We start from the raw sequence: 18475 nt of genomic DNA, 5'->3' as shown, positions 1-18475 counted from the left end.
CACTTGGTAAAGGTACAATATTTACAATCATACATGGCTAGTCGTCGTATCTTGCGCACGATACACTCTGCCAGCCTGATGAACGCGAATTTGCCATTGGCGCCGCGCAATGGTCTACCCGTTCCACCACGACTTGGACGCCCTGTTCGCGGGTGCCGAGGGCGGCGACCCGCTCGGCCGGCCCATACCAGTCGAACACGGGGACGCCGAAGCCGCGCTTCGATGGCCGCGCCCACGCCTGGCGCAAGGGTTCGAACGAGCTCATCACGCCGCGCCAGCGGGATCCGGCATAACGGCGGCCGGCCGCCTCGAGCCAGCGGCGATGGCGCCGACCGACGGAAAGGGCCACGCGCGGCGCCACCGGCGGCCAGGCCCGGCTTACGCAGCAGCCGGCGCACGACGAGGCAATGGAGGACGGAGTGCGCATGCGCCTCGTATCGATGGATGGGCCTATGATACTAGACCGGCGCGAGGCCAGAACGTTCCAGCCGGCGCAGAAGTGCGCCGATGCCGCCGCGGCGCGGCGCTAGCGACCGGTGTTGCGGTCGACCTTGTTGGTGTCCCTGCCGTATTCGCCCGCCTTCTTTGCGGGTGCACGCAGGATGGAGAGAATCACGAGACCGAACATCGCGCTCAGGATGGCGGTGGCTTCGAGCCCCATGCCGGCAGCCACGCCGATGGCAGCCGTCATCCAGACGCTGGCAGCCGTCGTCAGGCCCTTGATATCGTTGCTTTCCTTCTGCTTGAGGATGGCGCCGGCGCCCAGGAAGCCGATGCCGGCCGTGACGCCCTGCAGCACGCGCGACAGGTCCTCGATCTTCATCCCGCCCTGCAGTGGGATCAGCACGAACAGCGCCGAGCCGACCGAGACCAGCATATGGGTGCGCAGGCCGGCCGAGGCCCCGACCGTTTCGCGCTCGTAGCCCAGCAGGCCCCCGAGTATCGTGGCCACGAGCAGGCGCACGACGACCGTGGTCACGTCGTCTGCATTGCTCAGGTCGGAAAATTCGCGCTGTATCGTCAGCCAGCTTTCTGCCCACCACACTTGCCTTTCCTCCTTCAGATCGAATCCACTTCCTGGAATCATGCCATCCATGCAAGATGCGTGTCGCCACGCTCGCCAGCTCCGTGGCGTATTGACGCGCCATCGCCGCGCAGGCCTTCGTATAATCGGCTGCTCAGCCAACCTGACGAGGAGCATCTGATGGAAACGATGGAGATCTATCGCGGACGCCTGATCGACCACATCCAGCTGGTGGTGCGCGACCTGCCCGCCGCGCGCAAGTTCTACACGGCCGTGTTCGAGGTGCTGGGTATTGCGCTGGGCGGCTCGGGCGACGATTATTTCTGGGCCGACGAATTGTTCATCTCGACGCCGGACAGCGAAGCGGCCCGCGGTCAATTGACCGGCCGCCATCACCTGGCCTTCCAGGCGCGCGACCGCGCCATGGTCGACGCCTTCCATCACGCGGCGCTGGCCGCCGGCGGCAAGGATAACGGCGCGCCGGGCGAGCGGCCCTACCATCCGGGCTATTACGGCGCCTTCGTGATCGATCCCGACGGTAACAATATCGAAGCCGTGTACCACGGCGAGGCGACCTTCAGCGCGCGCGAGATCAAGATCACGTTCTAGCGTGTCGTCACCGACGCAGCCTACGCGGCCCGGCCTACGCGGCTCGGCCTCCGCGGCCCGGCCTTCGCGGCTCGGCCTCCCTCCACGCGAGCAGACGCGGCAGCACGGCCACGCTGGCGTGACTGTCGAGCTTGCGGCAGAAATGGGCGCTGGACGTCCGGATGCGTTCGAAGTCGCCTGCATCGAGCACCTTCGGATGGCAGGCGCCGCCCTCCGGCCATGGATGTAGCGAACATTGTCCGGCAGCAAACGGCCGGCGAAGCACGCGTGCATCAGCAGGTCTGGAAGAATAGCTCGTCCGGAGACTGCACGCCGCGGCAAAAACGCAGCGGGCGCGGATGCATGTCGCCCAGGTGAACAGCTCGCGCAGGCAGTCGCGCGACAAGGCCCACCGGCACGAGCGGCCGCAAGGCGTCGGGCCATCGGGCAGGCAGCGCATGCGTCTTGACAAGCGCAGGACGCGGTTGGCGGCGGCGCAGGCCAGGCGTTCGACAAGGCTGCGGCCGTCGCGATGACAATCACCGTGGCGATGCATCACGCCCGGCCATCGGCCGCGATCGGCGCGGTCTCGGTGGCCGCTCTCGCTCACGCGGATCCCGATCGACAGGTCGGGCTCGGCCAGGCACCGACAGCTTGGCCACGTCGCCCGCGCCCGGCGGCACCTCGGCCGCGCCGGCAGCGCCCATGCCTGTCCCCCATTCCCAGCATGAGAACGGTGCCCATCACCCATGTCGTCCAGCGCGTCATGGTCTGTCCCCGGGTTGGGAAGCTAGTCAGAAAATCCTACTTGAAGCCTGCCACGCCGCGCTCGGGCGCGGCCTTCGCGAAGGCGCCGTCGTCGCCAGCGCTGGCGGCCACCGGGCCGATGCCGCCATCGCCCGCGATCGGCGCTGCAGCCGTGCCTGTGGTCGCGCCAACCGCACGGCCCGCACCAGCCATGCCCGTCAGTGACGCCGGCGCCGCGGCCGGCAGCGCGCCCGGCATGGCGGCGTCGGGCGCCAGGTCCTGGTCCAGGTAGTCGATCCTGGCGGTCGCGCGCAGGCGCTGGATCTCGGCCTGGGCCAGTTCCTTGCTCTTGCGCTTGGCCAGGTACTGGGCGATCTGCGGCGCGGCGATGTCGAGCGATACGGGCGCCTCGCGCACCCCGTCGACCGCGATCAGCAATGCGCGCCGCCCTTCCTGCACCAGCAACAGCTGGCCCTTGGGCATCGACAGCAGCTTCGACGCCACCCCGGGCTCGAGGTCGGCGCTGCTGCGCGTGACCTGGGCGCGGCCGTAGGCCACTTGCCTCGCGTCGAGGAAGGCCGCCACGTCGTCGAGCGACCTGGCCTTGTCGGCGGCGGCGCGCAGTTCGGGCGTTACGGCCGAGGCCGGCAACACGAGCTGGCTCATCGCGAACTGGCGGCGGTTGGCAAAGAATTGCGGGTGCTTGTTGAAGTAGTCCTCGATCTCGGTCTGGGTCGGGCGGCCGGGGTTGCCCACCGCCTTTTGCATATACGCCTGGGCAATGATGAGCGAGCGCGCACGCTCGATCGCCTGCATCACCCTGGGATCGCGGTCGATCTTTGCCTTGACCGCTTCGTTTTCGAGCAGTTCGCGGTCAATCAAGGCTTGCAGCAATTGCTTGCGGCTGAGTTGTGGCCGGGCCGGCACGCCGACACGCTGCATTTCTTCGTTGAGCTGCAAGATCGTGATCTCTTTGCCATTCACGCTTGCCAATGCCTGGCCGGGCTTGGCGTCGGCCGCCGGCTTGTCCTTGCTGCAGCCGGCCAGGGCGAGGCCGGCCAGGACCATGGCCGCGCACGCTGCCCGGCGGGGGGACAAGGAAAGCATGGAAGCTTTGGCATTCTGGTGCGTGCTCTTCATGTGGTTCTCCAACGTGGGGGACAGCGCCTGGTGTCAGGCATGCGCTGCCCGGGTCGAAACCTGCCATTCTGGACTGCTTGCGGCGCCCTCTCTGTTGGGCATCGCACATCGTGCATCGAGATAGGCGGCACAGGCGCGCTGCAGGCCTTTGGCCAGCGGCGTGCTGGCGCGCCAGCCCAGTGCCGCGAGCTTCGAGACGGCCAGCAGCTTGCGTGGCGCAGCGCCGGGTCTGCTCGCATCGGCGACAGTCTTGCCTCGGTGGTCCACGGCCCGGCCCACCAGGCGCGCCAGGCCGGCGATGGCGCCGTCCTGGCCAGTGCCCACATTGATGTGCGAATGCATGCGGTCGGTACTGGCCGCATCGTCCCTGGGCGCCAGGCCCATCACATGCACGCTGGCGGCGGCCATGTGGTCGACATAGAGAAATGCGCGCATCGGCATGCCGCTGCCCCGGATCACGACCTCGGGTGCAGCCTCGGTCGGCGCCTCATGGAAGCGCCGCAGCAGGGCCGGGATCACATGGCTGTTCCCGGGGTGGTCGTTGTCGCCGGGACCGTACAGACTGGTGGGCGTCACGCTGCGGCAATCGGTGCCGTACCGGCGGTCATAGCGTTCGCACAGCTTGATGCCGGCGATCCTGGCCATGGCACAGGGCCCGCTGGTCGGCTCGAGCATGCCGTTCATCGGATACTCTTCGCCGATCCTGTCAATGCCGCCAAGCGGCCGCACGCCTTCTTGCGGCGGTGCGTCTTGCGGCGCAGCCAGTGGCGGGCAAGAACACAGCAGCGTCACCACGGTAGCCGGGGTGCGATGCCGGTGTAGTGCAGGTGCGCGAGGCATGTGCGTTATATTCCCGCTGGTACTGCGCCGAAGGAATTACCAGAACTGCCAGCCTCCGGTATGCACCACCCAGACTCCCAGCAATCCATTGGTGATAGCGTGGGCCAGTATCGGTGACCACAGCTTGCGGTGCCGCATGTACAGCACGCCGTAGACGACACCCGCGACGATGCCGGCCAGCCAAAGATTGTGTTCGAATCCGAACAGCACGCATGGAATCACGAAAGCCTTGAAGCCGATGCGAGCGGGATCAACCACGATGAAGTCGAATCGCTCGACCCAACGCATCAGGAAAGAGCGCCAAAACAATTCTTCCATTACGGGCACGATCAGGGCGGCGCCGGCGATGCGGATCGTGACCAGGAGCCAGTCGATCTGGCCATGCGTGCGCGGGTCGTAGCCGGGGGCGCTGCCGATCGTCATCCAGGGCGCGTCGAGATTGACCCACAAGACCAGCACCACGATGCCGGCAACGATGGCGACCAGCGCCTGCCGCAGCGACAGGGCGAACCGGTGCAGCTCCTCGTAGCCGCGCCAGAACGCGACGAGCAGCGCCAGCACCGCGCCGACCTGGACCGGATACAGCCAGCGCAGCTCGGCGCGGCCGATACCGAGCCGCTCGAGCATGTCGCCAAGGACGATAAAGAGGATATAGGTGCCGAAAGGCAGGATCCGCGCCCAGGCGGCGCGGCTGAGGAAGGGTTCATCGGTCGCCAGCGCGGCCGGTGGAGAAACGGTGCTTGAATCCTTGTGTTCGCTCATCTATCCTCCATTTCCCCGTCAATACCGCAATGAACGCTTATTCGCCGCGGGCGCGCGCCTCGATGCGCTCCCAGCGGTCCAGCGCGTCGAGCAGCAAGTCTTCGATCTCGGCGAAGCGCGCATTGATGCGCTTGGCGTCGGCCGGGTTGGTCTTGTAGAAATCGGGCGCGTTCAACTGCTGCGTGATCGCCGACTGCTCGTCCTCGAGCGAGGCGATCAGCTGCGGCAATTCTTCCAGCTCGCGCTGTTCCTTGTAGCTCAGCTTGACCTTCTTGGCCGTGCCCTGGGCCGGGGCCGCCTCTTCCACCTTGGCGGCGCCGGCCTTGGCCGCGCCCGGCGCCGGCGCCTGGACCACCGGAGCCGCCGCCCTGACGCGCTCCCAGTCAGTATAGCCGCCGACGAATTCGCGCCACTTGCCGCCGCCTTCGGCCACGATCACCTGGGTCACGACATTGTCGAGGAAGGTACGGTCGTGGCTGACGAGGAAGACGGTGCCGGTGTACTCTTCCAGCAATTCTTCGAGCAGTTCGAGGGTGTCGATGTCGAGGTCGTTGGTCGGTTCGTCCAGCACCAGGCAGTTGGCCGGCTTGGCGAACAGGCGCGCCAGCAGCAGGCGGTTGCGCTCGCCGCCCGACAGCGACTTGACCGGCGAACGCGCCCGTTCGGGCGAGAACAGGAAATCGTTCAGGTAGGTCATCACGTGCTTGCGCTGGCCATTGATCTCGACCCAGTCGCTGCCCGGAGCGATGGTGTCGGCCAGGCTCGCCTCTTCGTTGAGCTGGGTGCGCATCTGGTCGAAATACGCGACATTCAACTTGGTGCCCAGGCGCACGGTGCCGCTGTCGACCGTTTCTTCGCCCAGGATAATCTTGAGCAAGGTGGTCTTGCCGGCGCCGTTCGGGCCGATCAGGCCGACCTTGTCGCCGCGCATGATGGTGCCGGTGAAATGCTCGACGATCACCTTCTCGCCATAACGCTTCGACACGCCTTCCAGGTCGGCGACGATCTTGCCCGAGCGCTCGCCGGTGGCGACGTCGAGCTTGATCTGGCCCTGCTGGTCGCGCCGCGCGGCGCGCTGCAGGCGCAGCGCTTCGAGGCGGCGCACGCGGCCTTCGTCGCGGGTACGGCGCGCCTGCACACCCTTGCGTATCCACACTTCTTCTTGCGCCAGGAATTTGTCGAACTTGGCGTTTTCCACTTCTTCGTTGGCCAGCAGTTCGCGCTTGCGCTCCTGGTACGTGGTGAAATTGCCCGGGAACGACAGCAGGATGCCGCGGTCGAGTTCGATGATGCGGGTGGCGACATTGTCCAGGAAGCTGCGGTCGTGGGTGATGAACAGAATCGAACCGCGGAATTCACGCAGCAAGCTCTCGAGCCACTTGATCGACGTAAAGTCCAGGTGGTTGGTCGGTTCGTCGAGCAGCAGCACGTCGGGCGCCGACACCAGCGCGACGGCCAGCGCCACGCGCTTTTGCATACCGCCGGACAAGGTGCCCATCCTGGCGTCGCCCGCCAGGTTCAGGCGGCCCAGCGTGGTCTCGACCTTGTTCGCCAGGTTCCAGCCATCGGTGGCGTCGAGCCTGGTCTGCAGAACATGCATGCGTTCCATCAACGCGTCGTCGTCGCCCTGGCCGAACTTGCCGGTGAGTTCTTCGTATTCGGTCAGCATGGCCTGCTGGTCCCCCATGCCAAGCGCGACCACGTCGAACACCGTCATTTCCGGGTCGAACACCGGCTCCTGCTCGACATAGGCGATGCTCACGCCCTGCTGCATGACCAGGAGGCCGTCGTCGAGTTTCGAGCGGCCCGAGATGATCTTCAGGAGCGAGGATTTGCCGGTGCCGTTACGGCCGATGAGACCGACGCGCTCGCCGGTTTCCAGCGAAAAGTCGGCGTGGTCGAGCAGCGGGACGTGGCCGAAGGCCAGTTGCGCGGAAGAGAGGGAGATGACTGCCATGATCGATGTGCGGCCCGGCGTGCGAACTGGTCGCTGGTGCGGGCGAAAATGTGAGTTGATTGAGTAAGGCGCACATTGTACCGACTGGACCACCTGCGAAGTCAATTCGCACATATTCCAGGGACTTTTGTGGGGGGAATGGTATCGCCAGCAGGAATCGAACCTGCATCTAACCCTTAGGAGGGGCTTGTACTATCCATTGTACGATGGCGACACGCGAGGCGAATTGTACCAGCCACCGGCATGATCTGTCAGGTCGGCAATGCAATACCCGCATCCCGCGGCAGGCCCCGTCATTCGTGGTCGCCCACCCGCAGCCTGCGCTTCATGGTCGACAACAAGGCCACCATGCTGGCCTTGTCCTCGCCCGGCACATCGGCCAGCATTTCCTCGATCCAGCGCTCATGCACGGCCGCCATCTCGGCAAACGCCGCCCTGCCCGCCTCGGTCAGCTTGACCGCCGACGCCCGCCGGTCGCGCGCATCCTGCACGCGCACCACCAGCTCCTCGCGCTCGAGCTGGTCGGCAATCCCGGTGATATTGCCCCCCGTGACCATCATGCGCCGCGACAGCTCCCCCATGCGCAAACCTTCCGGATGCCGCTCCAGCTGCGCCATCAGGTCGAAGCGCGGCAAGGTGATGCCGAAGGCAGTGCGCAAGCGGCTGCGGATCTCGTTCTCGATCCGTGTCGTACACGACAGCATGCGCAGCCACAGCCGCAGCGACTGGTGGTGTTCATCCGTCAGGCGGCTTTCCATGTCCAGGTCGGCCACGCCATCGTCGGCAGCCCGTGTGCGCCTGTCGTCATCCATGCAATCCCTCAAACCGCTTCAGTGCGTAATTTAAACCGTTGCAGTTTACCGGTTTCGGTCCGCGGCAGCTGTTCCTTGAACAGAATCGCGCGCGGGTATTTATAGGGGGCGATCTGGCCTTTCACGAATTCTTGCAGCTGGTGCGCCAGATCGTCGGTCCCGACGTGACCGCTGTGCAACACGACATGCGCCTCGACCACCTGCCCGCGTTCGAGATCGCGCCGCCCCACCACCGCGCATTCGGCCACCGCCGGATGGTGCAGCAGCGCTTCCTCGACCTCGGCACCGGCGATGTTGTAGCCGGCCGAGATGATCATGTCGTCGGTGCGCGAGCGATAGTAGAAATAACCGTCGTCATCCATCTCGTAGGCGTCGCCGGTGAGGTTCCAGCCATCTTGCACATAGTCGCGCTGGCGCTCGTCGGCCAGGTAGCGGCAGCCGGTCGGGCCCTTCACGGCCAGCCGGCCGACCACGCCCGGCCCTACCCGCCGCCCCTGCGCGTCGAGGATGCAGGCCTGGTAGCCCGGCACCGGCTTGCCGGTGGCGCCGGGCCGGATGTCGGCGCCCGCGCTCGAGATGAAGATGTGCAGCAGCTCGGTCGCGCCGATGCCGTCGATCATGGCCAGGCCGGTCGCCGCCTGCCAGGCTTCGCGCGTGGCCAGCGGCAGCGCTTCGCCGGCCGACACGCTGGCGCGCAGGCTGGCCAGGTCGAACCGGCCAGCCTGCGCCGCCATCTGGCGATAGAAGGTCGGGGCCGTGAAACAGATGGTGGCGCGGTGTTCGGCGATCGCCGCCAGCAGCATCTCGGGGCTCAGGCGCTCGACCAGTACGCCGGCGGCCCCCACACGCAGCGGAAACAGCAGCAGCCCGCCCAGCCCGAAGGTGAAGGCCAGCGGCGGCGTACCGATGAAGACGTCGTCGGGCTGCGAACGCAGGACGTGGCGCGGGAAGCAGTCGCAGATCGCCAGCACGTCGCGGTGGAAATGCATGGTCCCTTTCGGGATGCCCGTGGTGCCGGACGTGAAGCTGATCAGGCAGACGTCGTCGGCAGACGTATCGGCGGCGGCGAACGGCTCGCCGTAGCGCGCCATGCGCTCTTCGAGCGCAGCGGGCGCCGGGTCGTCGAACAGCAGCACCGGCAGCGACAAGCCGAGCGCGTCGACCTCGTCCACCAGCGAACCGGCGCACAGCACCGCGTCCACGCGCGCCTTGTCGGCGATCGCCCCCAGTTCGCGCGCGCGCAGCAGCGGCATGGTCGGCACCGCGATGCAGCCGGCCTTGATCACGCCCAGGATGCAGGCGGCCATGGCCGGACAGTTCGCGCCGCGCACCAGCACCCGGTTGCCGGTGGCCAGGCCCAGGTCGTGGCGCAGCACGTGGGCGATGCGGTCGACCCGGCCCAGGAGCCCGGCATAGGTAAGCCGCTCGTGCGCGCCGATCAGCGCCGTGCGCCCTCCCCAGCCGCGCTCGACGGCGCTGTCGAGCAGCTCGGCGACGCAATTCATCCGCTGCGGGTAATGCAGTTCGGGCAGGTCGAACAGGAATGCGGGCCAGGTGTGCCGCGGCGGCAGGTTGGCGCGGGCGAAGCCGTCCGTATGGCCGGACGGGGACAGCGTTGCGAAGGTGGCGTCGTTCATGAATGATCCCGGCAGTAAACAAGCAACCAAGCGAGGCGACGACTAAGAAGATTGCTCAAGCAACAAGGGATACTTTAAATCTAAAGCAAACCAGGGGCAAGCGGATTCGGCGCCCGGTTTGCACCGCGCGAATTCAATCACCCGCCGCGCGTCCGGCCTGGCGCGCGACCGCCGCGCTGGCGCTCGCCAATGCCGCGGCCACCTCGCCCGGCGCCGGGGGGCGCGCCCCGGCGGCCTTGGCCAGCGCGGCCGCGGCGGCGTACAGGCCCAGCGTCCTGCAGCCTTCGCGCAGGCGGTCCAGGCGCGCCTGTGCACCCTCGCCGCTCGCCGGCGGTTCGCGCATGGCCACCTGCAACTGGCGCGCCAGGCCGTCGAGGTAGAGGCGCAGGCGCGCCGCGTCGATGCCGAGCCGGCGCGCCACCTCGTGCGGGGCTTCGTCCGGCATGGCGTGCGCCGCGGCGGCGACCGGGAACAGGCGCTCGAACTGTCCGCGCACGTCTTCCTGGCGAAAGGGCTTGACGATGTAGCCGCTCGCGCCCAAGGCCGCCGCCTCGCCCTGGATGGCGCCCTCCGACGCGGCCGACACCAGCACGAAGGGCAGCGTCGCGGTGCGCGCATCGGCGCGCACCCGTTGCAGCAGCTCGAGCCCGGACAGGTGCGGCATGCGCAGGTCGCAAAACACGATGTCGGCCTGCAGGCCGGCCTCCAGCTGGCGCCAGGCGTCGGCCCCGTCTTCCGCTTCCAGGATCGCATGGCTGCCACAGCTGTCGACCAGATGCATCAGCATCATGCGCGCCACGATATCGTCGTCCACTACCAGCACCTTCATCGACTCTCCGCCAGATTGGTCAAGATCTGCATTATAGGCAGGCGTGACGGGATTAGTTCAGGACACGCGCGGCTGGAACGCGTCCAGCAGCGCATGGAGTCGCGCCAGGCCGGCGCGCAAGAGCGCGTGCTCGCCGCGGTCGGCCGCCGTTTCCAGTTCGGCGCACAAGGTCTCGAGCGCCGGTTCGGCCAGGTGGCCGGCGCTGCCTCGCAGGCCGTGCAGGATGCGGCCGGCCGCATCCAGGTCGTCCGATGCGACCGCCGCCGCCAGCTCGCGCCGGCGGCGCGGCAGGTCGGCGATGAAGGCCGCGCGCAGGCGTACCGCCAGCGCCTCGCCGTGCGGGGATGGCGCCGGCACGGCAGGCGCCGGCGCCGCGGCGCGCGTGTCGCGCGGGGCCGCCGGCTCGTCGAACGTCACCTCGAACATCGCGTCCAGCGCCGCCATGGCCTGGGCGCGGCTGTCCAGCGCGCGGTTTTCGGGCGATCCTGGCGCCGGCATCGGGTCGAGCGGCAGGCCGCGCTGCAGCTGGCGCTCGATGGCGCGCGCCAGCTGCAGGTGCAGCGCCGCCTCGTCGATCGGCTTGGTCAGGAAGGCGTCCATCCCGCAGGCCAGGTAGCGCGAGCGGTCCTCGTCCGAGGCATTCGCGGTCAGCGCCACGATCATCACGTGCTGGTCGAGCACCGGGGCCTCGGCCGGGCCGCCGGCGCGGATCAGGCGGGTGGCGCTGGCGCCGTCCATCTCGGGCATGCGGCCGTCCATCAGCACCAGGTCGTAGCGCCGGCGTGCGCAGGCGGCGACGGCTTCCACGCCATTTTCGACGATGTCGATCCCGTGCCCCATCTCCTCGACCATCAGGCGCGCGATGATCTGGTTGGTGGGGAAGTCCTCGGCGCACAGGATCCGCAGGCGATGGCTGTGCGGCGCGCGCGGCGCCAGTTCCACCGGCGCCGGCTCGACGCCATCCGGCAGCGGCAGCAGCACGCTGAACATGCTGCCCTTGCCTTCGTCGCTGTTGACGCCGATGGTGCCTCCCATCAGCTCGACCAGCTGGCGGCAGATTGCCAGGCCCAGGCCGGTGCCGCCGTAGCGGCGCGTGGTGGTGGTGTCGGCCTGCTCGAATTTCTTGAACAGGCGCGGCAGCGCGTCGGCCGGGATGCCGATGCCGGTGTCGCGCACCGTGAAGCGGATCATGTGCATGCCGGGCGGACGATCCTGGTCGTCGGGCCGGCATTCGACGTGCACGACCACGCTGCCCGACCTGGTGAACTTGAAGGCATTGCCGATCAGGTTGACCAGCACCTGGCGCACGCGGGTCGGGTCGCCCACCAGGTAGCGCGGCACGTCGTCGTCCACCTCGACCCGGAACTCCAGGCTGTGGCCGGCCGCCTGTTCCTGGAACAGGCTGGCCACGCTGCGCATTTTCTCATGCAGGTCGAAATCGATCCGCTCGACGGTCAGCTTGCCGGCCTCGATCTTGGAAAAGTCGAGCAGGTCGTTGATGATCGCCAGCAGCGCCTGGGCGTTGGCCTGGCCGCGCAGGATCTGCTCGCGCGTATTGTCCTTGAGTCCCAGGTCGCGCAGCGCGAAACCGAGCATGCCGATCACGCCGGCCAGCGGGGTGCGCATCTCGTGGCTCATATTGGCCAGGAACTCGGATTTCTGGCGCGTCGCGTCCTCGGCGCGCTCCTTGGCCTGGCGCAGCACGTCCTCGTTCTCCTGCAGCGCGCGGTAGGCGCGCGCCAGCTCGTTGCTCTGGTGGCGCCCGCGCCGCTCCTGCTCGCGCAGTTCCTGGGTCTGTTGCTCGAGCATGCGGTTCTGCTGCTCGACCTGCTCGGTGCGGGCGCTGACCTGGTGCTCGAGCCGCTCCTTGTGGCGCCGCAGGCCGGCAAAGCGCATGCGCAGGCCTGCGTAGACCGCGCCGCACGCCAGCAGGATCATGCCGATCCGGGCCCATGGCGTGCCCCAGGGCGGCGGCTCGATGGTCAGCGCCAGCGCCGCCACGTCCTCGCTCCATACGTCGTCCTTGTTGGCGGCGCGCACCCGGAACACATAGGTGCCGGGATCGAGGTTGGTATAAGTGGCGGAGCGCTTGTCGGCGCCGGCGTTCACCCAGCCCTGGTCGAAGCCGTCCAGGCGATAGGCGAACTTGTTGCGCTCGGGCGCGGCGAAGTGCAGCGCCGCGAATTCGAGGGTGAGCACGGCGGCGTCGGCCGGCAGCGTCACCGCGCTGGCGTTCTCGATCGGTCCCGGCAGCAGGCCGGGAAACGCCTGCTCCAGCGGCCGGTTGTAGACCTGCAGCCCGGTGATCACGGGGCGCGGCGCGACGCGGTTGTCGCGGATCGCCCGCGGATCGAAGGCGGTGATGCCGTTGAAGCCGCCGAAGTACAGGGTGCCGTCGCTGGTTTTCAATACCGAGGCGTCGAAGAACGCGCCCTCGGTGATGCCGTCGGCCGCCGTGTAGCTGCGCCAGCGCCCGCTGGCCGGATCGAAGCTCGAGATGCCGCCCGAGGTGCTGGCCCAGATGCGGCCATCCTGGTCTTCCACGATCGCCGCCACCGAGTCGTCGACCAGTCCATCGCGCGTGGTGTAGCGGGTGAAGCTCAAGGCGCCGTCAAGGCCGGTCACCATCCGGTTCAGCCCCACCGCGGTGCCGATCCAGACATCGCCGCGGCTGTCTTCCATCAGATGGTGCACCTCGTCGTGGCTGATGCTGTTGGGGTCATACGGATCGTGCCTGAAGTGGCGGAACCTGCCGCTGGCCCGGTCCAGCAGGTCCAGGCCGGCGAAGGTGCCGACCCAGAAACGGCCACGCCGGTCTTCCAGCATCGGCCGGGCGACGTCGTCCGACAGGCTGGTGAATTTGCGGGGGTCGTGGCGGTAGCTGGTCACGGCGCGGGTGGCGGGATCGAGCCGGTGCAGGCCGCCGCGGGTGGTGATCCAGACCAGCCCGGCGCGGTCCACCATCATCGAGCGCACGTTGTTGGCGTCGGCGCCGCCCGGCAGCACCTGGCGCCGGAACACCCGCGTTTTCGGGTCGAACGCGGTGATGCCGGAGCGGCTGCCGATCCACAGCAGGCCGGCGTTGTCGCGCACGATGGCCCCCGCCGGCACGTCGATCAGGCTGTTGGGGTCGTCCTTCAGGTGGTGGAACACCTCGGCCTTGCCGGTCAGTGGATCGAAGCGGTGCAAGGCGGTGGCCGAGCCGACCCACAGCCGGTCGCCGTCCTGCAGCAAGGCGCGCACCTTGTTGTCGGCCAGCGAATCGGCCACGCCGGGGCGCGCGTTCAGGCGCGCGAAGCCACCGCTGCCCAGGTCCACGCGCGACACCCCGCCATACCAGGTGCCGGCCCAGAAGGTGCCGACCCGGTCGCGGTACAGGGCCGAGACGTAGTTGTCGACCAGGCTGTGGCGGTCGGTCACGACGTTGCGGAAGGCATCGAAGCGCCCGTCGTCGGCGCGCCAGCGCAGCAGGCCGTCATCGTGCGAGCCGACCCATACCGTGCCGTCGGGGTCCTGGTACAGCGTCGTGACCCAGAAGTCGTCGATGCCCTCGGCGGGACCGAAGCGGCGCAGGTTGCCGGCATCCGGGCCGCGCAGCGACTGGCGTTCCAGCGCGCCGAAGCGGCCGATCCAGAGCTGCTCGTCGCTGTCGACCAAGAGCGCGTGCACCGGCCGCGCGCGCAGGTCCAGGTTCGACGCGTGGTGCGCGATGGTCCTGCGGTCCGGCGCCAGGCTGTCCAGGCCGGCCGAGGTGCCGATCCACAGGCGGCCATCTGCGTCCAGCGCCAGCGCGTTGATGCCGTCCTCGCGCAGGGTGCGCTCATCGTTCGGGACATGGTGCCAGACCGTGAACTTGCCGCTATCGAGGTCGAAGTGCTGGAGGCCGTCGGCGGTGCCGATCCACAGGCCGTTGGCGCCGTCGCTCACCATGGTCTTGATCTGGCGGTTGCCGGTGCCGCGCCGGGCAGGCTCGTGCGGCGCATACAGGGTGAAGCTGCGGGTGGCCGGATCGTAGCGGTTCAGGCCACCGTCGGTGCCGATCCACATGCGGCCATGGCGGTCGAGATGCAGCACCCGCACCCAGTTGCTGGCCAGGCTGCGCGGGTTGCCAAGCTCGCTGCGGTAGTTCACGAACCGGTAGCCGTCGTAGCGCGACAGGCCGGACTGGGTGCCGAACCACATGAAACCGTCGCGGTCCTGGACGATGGCCAGGATCGATTCCTGGGCCAGTCCCTGCTGCACCGACAGGTGCTCGAAGCGCAAGGTTGGCTCGGGGGCGGCCGCGCGCAGCGGCGCGCACGCCAGCAGCGAGAGCAGCAGGGCAAATAGCGGGAAAAAGAAGATGGAGAACCGGCGCGGAATGGTCATGAGGCGCATGCGGCGACGTCGTCGCAGGCATGGGCCGCGCGCATGCCCGCCCCTGTCAGGATCGATCCGGTTTTCTGTTTGCTGTCCACGGCGACAGGTTAGCAAACTCTGCTTGACTTGAGGCAAATCCGGGGCGGGGATTGCAAGAAAATATTGTCATTTGTCGCCTCCCTGCCCATTTCAGTCTCCTCTGGCGATCCCCTCGCGTCGCGGGTCGGCGCCGCCGAACCACATCGGCGCCCCATGCACCTGGATGCGTTCGATGCCGTGCAGGCCCGAGGTCTGCTCGCTTACCCGGATCGCATGGCCGCGCGCGCGCAGCAGGTCTTGCGTGGCCTGCGGAAAGCGCCCGCGTTCCAGCTCGGTCGGGCCGTTGCGGCTGCCGAAATTGGGCAGCGCGATCGCCTGCTGCACGTTCAGGCCCCAGTCCAGGGTCCCGACCAGCACCTTGGCCACGTAGTTGATGATGGCCGGGCCGCCGGGCGAACCGACGGTGAGCACCAGCTTGCCGCTGTCCTTCTCGAACACGATGGTGGGCGACATGGCGCTGCGCGGCCGTTTATTGGCCTCGACCCGGTTGGCCACCGGACCGTCGGCGTCGCGCGCGCTGAACGAGAAGTCGGTCAGCTGGTTGTTGAGCATGAAGCCGTCCACCATCTGGCGCGAGCCGAAGGCGTCCTCGATGGTGGTCGTCATCGCCAGGCCCATGCCCTCGGCGTCGACCACCGACAGGTGCGAGGTGGACGGCGTCTCGATGGCGTTGTCCGTGCCCCAGGCGACGTCCATGCCCGGCGGCGTGCCGGCGCGGGCCTCGCCCATCGAGCGCGCGCCGACCAGGCTGGCGCGCTGCTTCAGGTAGTCCTTGTCGATCAGGCTCGGGATGCCGCGGCCCGGCAGCGGCACGAAGTCGGCGTCGGCCGCATAGCGGTTGCGGTCGGCGTAGGCCAGCCGGCCCACTTCCGAGAACACGTGCACGGCTTCGGCGTCCGGCACGCCGTTCCTGGGCGCCAGCGCCTTCATGTCGAAGGTCTCGAACATGCCCAGCATCTGGGCCACGGCGATCCCGCCCGACGATGGCGGCGGCATGCCGCACACCGTGTACTGGCGGTAGTCGCTGCATACCGGCGTGCGCACCTTGGGCCGGTAGTCGGCGATGTCCTTGGCGCTCAAGAGACCGGGATTGGTCGGGTGGCCTGCCACTTTCGCCGCGATGTCGCGCGCGATGCGGCCGGTATAGAACACGTCGGCCCCGCCATCGGCGATCTCGCGCAGGGTCCTGGCCAGCGCCGGGTTCCTGAGGATGTGGCCGACCGGCCAGGGCTGCCCCGCCTTGTCGTAGAAATAGGCCACGGCCACCGGATCCTTGCGCAGGTGTGTCTCGCCCGCCAGCATCTTGTGCATGCGCGGGCTGACCGCGAAACCCCGCTCCGACAGGCGGATGGCCGGCTCGAACAGCGTCTTCCAGGGCAGCTTGCCATGCTGGCGGTGGGCCAGTTCGAGCATGCGCAGCACGCCGGGCGCGCCGACCGAGCGGCCGCCGACCACGCCTTCGGTGCGCGACAGCGGCGTGCCGTCCGGCCGTTCGAACAGGTGTTCGTCGGCGCGGCTCGGCGCGGTTTCGCGGCCGTCGAAGGCCTGGGTCTGCTTGCCGTCGTAGTGGACCATGAAGGCGCCGCCGCCGATGCCCGACGATTGCGGCTCGACCAGGGTCAGCACCAGCTGGGTGGCGATGGCCGCATCGATCGCGCTGCCGCCACGGCGCAGGATCTGGTAGCCGGCGTCGACCGCCAGCGGGTTGGCCGCGGCCACCATGTATTTCTGCGCCGGCCAGCCGGTCTTTTCCTGGAAGCCGCTGGCCGCCTCGGGCGCGGCTTGCAGCGAATCCTGGGCCAGGACGGGTTGACCGACGATGCCGGCCAGAGCCAGGCCGAGTGCAAGAGTGCTAAGCTGTTTCAAGTGTTTCTCCCAAAAGCAAACGGGCGCGCCGCCACAAGCACTGCGGCGACGCGCCCGCCATCGCAGACATGCTACCTCATGTCGCGCAGGCTTGCTTTCGGAGCAATGCTTCAGTTATATCGATCATTACTTGGGCTGCATGCGGATCGCGCCGTCGAGACGGATCGTTTCGCCGTTGAGCATGACGTTCTCGATGATGGCCCGGGCCAGGTGGGCATACTCTTTCGGCAGGCCGAGGCGCGGCGGGAACGGCACCATCTTGCCCAGCGAATCGCGCACTTCCTGCGGCATGTTCATCAGCATCGGGGTCTCGAAGATGCCCGGGGCGATGGTCATCACGCGGATGCCGCTACGCGCCAGGTCGCGCGCCATCGGCAGCGTCATGCCGGCCACGGCCGCTTTCGACGAACCGTAGGCCGCCTGCCCCATCTGGCCATCGAAGGCCGCGACCGAGGCGGTGTTGATGATGATGCCGCGCTCGCCGTGCTCGGCTTCAGGCGTCCTGGCCATCGCGTCGGCCGCCAGGCGCGCCATATTGAAGGTGCCGACCAGGTTGATGTTGACGGCGCGCTGGAACACGTCCAGCGGGTGCGGGCCTTCCTTGCCGACCGTTTTCACCGCCGGCGCCACGCCCGCGCAGTTGACCAGGCCGCGCAGAGTGCCCAGCGCCACGGCCGCTTCCACGACCGCCTTGCCGTCGGCTTCCTGGGTGACGTCGCACTTGACGAACTGGCCCTGGATCTCGCTCGCCAGCGCGCGGCCGGCCTCTTCCTGGACGTCGGCGATCACGACCTTGGCGCCGCCGTCGGCCAGCATGCGCGCGGTGGCCGCACCCAGGCCCGAGGCGCCGCCGGTGACGATGAAGACATTGTTTTGAATCTGCATGTGTGTCCCTTATAAAAGTTCTAGGTGCTGCATATTAACGTTTACGTTAACGTCAATCAGCATTGTAGCGAACTTTTATCAGGAACCGCCATGTCGCAGGTCAGGGATTCAGAAGCACTGCATCGTGTTGCCGGTGCGGTTGCACAGGCGGCCGGCGCTGTTGACCGAGGCATTGCCGACCTGGCCGGCCGTGGTGGCCCCGCTGGCGTCGGTGCAGGTGGCGCCGGTGCAGGCGCTGACCGCGCTCGACGTCGGGCCGACCGGGGCGGTCGCGGCGCCTGGCGGCGGCGTGACGATGCGCGCGCTCGGCGGCACCGCCTGGGTGTCCTGGGAACGGGGCATCACGGTGGGTTGTGGACGCACGTTCTGCGGCGCCGGATGGGTGGCGGGATCGATGTCCTTCAGGCGCGACGGTTCCTGGCGTCCGGTAGCCTTCTCTTCCTGGGTCATGGGACGCATGTCGATCGTCGGCGCCGGGGTCGAGGTCTGCTGTCCGTCGAGCGATGGGCGATAGGTCGCGCCGGTCGTCGGCTGGCCCTGGGTGACACCGGTGGTCTGGGCGCCGGCGCCGATGGCGGTGGCTGCGAGCAGGACAGCAAGGATGGCTTTCGACGTGTTCATGGCAGACCTCTCTCTGGGTGATTTGACCGATGACCTATTATCGTCTTGTCAACGTGCGCACGGCACATGAGAAACAATTTCTCACATATTTACGAAGGCTGCTGCGCATGCGGCAAAAAACCTTGGCCGAGAGCGGCGCATGCGCCACCGGTCGGTCGCCCGAAAGCAGCGCGCGCTACGAATCGGTGCCCCAAAAAACGTCGTTCCCGCGCAGGCGGGAACGACGGGTGCTGCTGATGTGCCTGGCGCGGCGCTGATGTGCGCGGCGCGATGTGGATGCGCGTAGCGCGTGACGCTGATGGACCGGCG

15 protein-coding genes and 1 tRNA gene are annotated in these 18475 nt (G+C 67.9%); 2 read left to right on the top strand and 14 right to left on the bottom strand.

Features of this window, described 5'->3' with window-relative positions:
- Window positions 1-37: 37 nt before the first annotated feature.
- Together AC56KW_RS01880 and AC56KW_RS01875 are read right to left on the bottom strand one after the other, a co-directional pair.
- The gene (locus AC56KW_RS01880; protein ID WP_497169028.1) at window positions 38-427 is read right to left on the bottom strand and encodes a hypothetical protein; all 390 of its coding nucleotides are present in this window, start codon (window positions 425-427) and stop codon (window positions 38-40) included.
- 99 nt (window positions 428-526) lie between these two features.
- The gene (locus AC56KW_RS01875) at window positions 527-1087 is read right to left on the bottom strand and encodes an MgtC/SapB family protein (protein ID WP_497169027.1); all 561 of its coding nucleotides are present in this window, start codon (window positions 1085-1087) and stop codon (window positions 527-529) included.
- A gap of 117 nt (window positions 1088-1204) precedes the next feature.
- Between AC56KW_RS01875 and AC56KW_RS01870 the strand changes: the two genes are divergently transcribed.
- Window positions 1205-1633, top strand: a complete 429-nt coding sequence (locus tag AC56KW_RS01870) for a VOC family protein (RefSeq protein ID WP_497169026.1) — start codon at window positions 1205-1207, stop codon at window positions 1631-1633.
- A gap of 783 nt (window positions 1634-2416) precedes the next feature.
- On the opposite strand, the gene AC56KW_RS01865 is transcribed toward AC56KW_RS01870, so the two are convergent.
- The 12 genes from AC56KW_RS01865 to AC56KW_RS01810 all read right to left on the bottom strand — a co-directional run bounded on the left by AC56KW_RS01865 (window position 2417) and on the right by AC56KW_RS01810 (window position 18166).
- The gene (locus tag AC56KW_RS01865) at window positions 2417-3499 is read right to left on the bottom strand and encodes an EpsD family peptidyl-prolyl cis-trans isomerase (protein WP_497169025.1); all 1083 of its coding nucleotides are present in this window, start codon (window positions 3497-3499) and stop codon (window positions 2417-2419) included.
- A gap of 33 nt (window positions 3500-3532) precedes the next feature.
- Window positions 3533-4339 carry an NAD-dependent epimerase/dehydratase family protein gene (locus tag AC56KW_RS01860; RefSeq protein ID WP_497169024.1) on the bottom strand — a complete coding sequence of 269 codons (807 nt, stop codon included), beginning with the start codon at window positions 4337-4339 and terminating at the stop codon, window positions 3533-3535.
- Window positions 4340-4375: 36 nt separating this feature from the next.
- On the bottom strand, window positions 4376-5101 hold the full coding sequence (locus AC56KW_RS01855; protein WP_497169023.1) for a CAAX prenyl protease-related protein: 726 nt from the start codon (window positions 5099-5101) through the stop codon (window positions 4376-4378).
- Between the two features lie 37 nt (window positions 5102-5138).
- On the bottom strand, window positions 5139-7058 hold the full coding sequence (locus AC56KW_RS01850; protein ID WP_497169022.1) for an ATP-binding cassette domain-containing protein: 1920 nt from the start codon (window positions 7056-7058) through the stop codon (window positions 5139-5141).
- A 139-nt stretch (window positions 7059-7197) separates the two neighbouring features.
- Window positions 7198-7272: transfer RNA gene (locus tag AC56KW_RS01845), tRNA-Arg, on the bottom strand.
- 79 nt (window positions 7273-7351) lie between these two features.
- On the bottom strand, window positions 7352-7870 hold the full coding sequence (locus AC56KW_RS01840; RefSeq protein ID WP_497169021.1) for a MarR family winged helix-turn-helix transcriptional regulator: 519 nt from the start codon (window positions 7868-7870) through the stop codon (window positions 7352-7354).
- An 8-nt stretch (window positions 7871-7878) separates the two neighbouring features.
- Window positions 7879-9507, bottom strand: a complete 1629-nt coding sequence (locus AC56KW_RS01835; RefSeq protein WP_497169020.1) for an AMP-binding protein — start codon at window positions 9505-9507, stop codon at window positions 7879-7881.
- A 133-nt stretch (window positions 9508-9640) separates the two neighbouring features.
- Entirely contained in the window at window positions 9641-10336 is a 696-nt protein-coding gene (locus AC56KW_RS01830; RefSeq protein WP_497169019.1) for a response regulator, read from the bottom strand.
- Between the two features lie 57 nt (window positions 10337-10393).
- Window positions 10394-14713, bottom strand: a complete 4320-nt coding sequence (locus AC56KW_RS01825; protein WP_497169018.1) for a hybrid sensor histidine kinase/response regulator — start codon at window positions 14711-14713, stop codon at window positions 10394-10396.
- Between the two features lie 171 nt (window positions 14714-14884).
- Entirely contained in the window at window positions 14885-16660 is a 1776-nt protein-coding gene (gene ggt, locus AC56KW_RS01820; protein WP_497169017.1) for a gamma-glutamyltransferase, read from the bottom strand.
- A gap of 126 nt (window positions 16661-16786) precedes the next feature.
- Window positions 16787-17545 carry a 3-hydroxyacyl-CoA dehydrogenase gene (locus AC56KW_RS01815; protein ID WP_497169016.1) on the bottom strand — a complete coding sequence of 253 codons (759 nt, stop codon included), beginning with the start codon at window positions 17543-17545 and terminating at the stop codon, window positions 16787-16789.
- Window positions 17546-17653: 108 nt separating this feature from the next.
- The gene (locus tag AC56KW_RS01810) at window positions 17654-18166 is read right to left on the bottom strand and encodes a hypothetical protein (RefSeq protein WP_497169015.1); all 513 of its coding nucleotides are present in this window, start codon (window positions 18164-18166) and stop codon (window positions 17654-17656) included.
- 29 nt (window positions 18167-18195) lie between these two features.
- On the opposite strand from AC56KW_RS01810, the gene AC56KW_RS01805 reads away from it, so the two are divergent.
- Window positions 18196-18423, top strand: a complete 228-nt coding sequence (locus tag AC56KW_RS01805) for a hypothetical protein (protein WP_497169014.1) — start codon at window positions 18196-18198, stop codon at window positions 18421-18423.
- Window positions 18424-18475 lie beyond the last annotated feature (52 nt).

The sequence above is a fragment of the Telluria sp. RT2P19 genome (genome assembly GCF_059685725.1).
Note: the sequence above shows the minus strand (reverse complement) of the source record. Positions and strands in the feature narration are given on the sequence as shown.